General features: G+C 59.8%; 2 protein-coding genes. Both read left to right on the plus strand.

From position 1 onward, the window contains the following. Window positions 1-986, plus strand: a 986-nt coding sequence (gene dctA / locus B5V02_RS17775) for a C4-dicarboxylate transporter DctA (protein ID WP_111545481.1), incomplete at its 5' end; no start/stop codon positions are given. A 326-nt stretch (window positions 987-1,312) separates the two neighbouring features. Then, window positions 1,313-1,765 (plus strand): LacI family DNA-binding transcriptional regulator (locus B5V02_RS17780; RefSeq protein WP_208647098.1); only part of this gene is annotated, 453 nt, incomplete at its 3' end.

Genomic DNA, 1,765 nt, shown 5'->3' on the forward strand with positions numbered 1-1,765 from the left:
TCGCCAATGTCGTTCAGCCGGGCGCCGGCCTCAACATCGATCCGGCTTCGCTCGATGCCTCGACTGTCAACACCTATGCCGCCAAGGCCCACGAGCAGTCCGTGACCGGCTTCCTGATGAACATCATCCCGTCAACGATCGTTGGTGCCTTCGCCGAAGGCAACATCCTGCAGGTCCTGTTCTTCTCGGTTCTGTTCGGCATCGCCCTGGCCATGGTCGCAGAGACGGGCAAGCCAGTCGTTTGCTTTCTCCAGGCGCTTATCGCCCCCGTTTTCAAGCTCGTCAGCCTGTTGATGAAGGCCGCCCCGATCGGCGCTTTCGGCGCAATGGCCTTCACGACCGGCAAATATGGCATCGGGTCGATCGTCAACCTCGCGATGCTGGTCGGGACGTTCTATTTCACCGCCTTCCTCTTCGTGTTCGGCGTTCTTGGCGCGGTCTGCCGCTACAACGGCTTCTCGATCCTTTCGCTCATCCGCTACATCAAGGAAGAGCTGCTGCTTGTCCTGGCAACGTCCTCCTCGGAAGCGGCGCTGCCCTCGCTCATGGAGAAGATGGAGAAGGCCGGCGCCAAGCGTTCGGTCGTGGGTCTCGTCATCCCAACCGGATATTCCTTCAACCTGGACGGCACCAATATCTACATGACGCTGGCGGCCCTCTTCATCGCCCAGGCGACGAACACGCATTTGTCGGTTACCGATCAGATTTTCCTGTTGCTCGTTGCGATGCTTTCCTCGAAGGGTGCAGCAGGTGTAACAGGTGCGGGGTTCATCACGCTGGCCGCTACGCTCGCCGTAGTACCCAGTGTTCCCGTTGCTGGCATGGCGCTGATCCTTGGCGTCGACCGCTTCATGTCCGAATGCCGGGCGCTGACGAATGTCGTCGGTAACGCGGTGGCATCGCTCGTCGTCGCCCGCTGGGAAGGCGAATTGGACCAAGCGCAGATGAAAGCCGCCTTCTGCGGTCATCGGTTTGCTGGGCATTAAACCGGCCCCGCCGCGTAAATCACAGCTTCGCTACCTATTAAGTCACCGGGCTGGTCACAAGACCAAACGATCGACTAGCAGGCCTCCAAACAACGCCTCCCCGGGCGATGAAATCAGAAGCGCCAAATGCGTGAGTGCAAAGTTACAGGCTCCCTAGGCAAACGACCTATACATAGATACGCGCCCGGTTACGCTTGGATTGCTGTTCGTAGCATACGCTATCGATCATGGCGTATGCGGACGTTTGCACTTTGCCGCCCAAAACCTTCGCCGAACGCTGGATGACAGAGAGTCAGCCGGCGTTAGAACTATTCAGAATTGGACCCATGACCAAGCGCCCCACAATTGCCGATCTCGCCCGCGAAGCCGGGGTGAGCGTGGCAACGGTCGATCGGGTGCTGAACGCTCGCCTTCCAGTGAGGGAGGAGACCGTGCGGCGGGTCCACGAAGCCGCTCGCGCGATCGGCCATCATAACGCGGGTCTCATCAAACAGCGCTGGCGACCGGACCTGCCGCGGTACCGGCTAGGCTTCATCCTGAGAAAGCCGGCCCAGCATTTCTACCAAGAATTCGTGCACGAGGTCGAAGCAGCGGTTAGTTCGGCCGAGTCCTTCGATGGCAGGCCTTCCATCGAATTCGCGCGCTCACATTCGCCCGAGGACCTGGCGGCTACCCTCAAGGATCTTGGTAGGCGCTGTCACGCGATAGGCATGGTGGCTCCGGACCATCCTAAGATCACGGCAGCAGTCGAGGAGCTCAAGGCTAAAGGCATCCCGGTT

Source organism: Mesorhizobium kowhaii (assembly GCF_003253745.1).
Taxonomy (GTDB): Bacteria; Pseudomonadota; Alphaproteobacteria; order Rhizobiales; family Rhizobiaceae; genus Mesorhizobium; species Mesorhizobium kowhaii.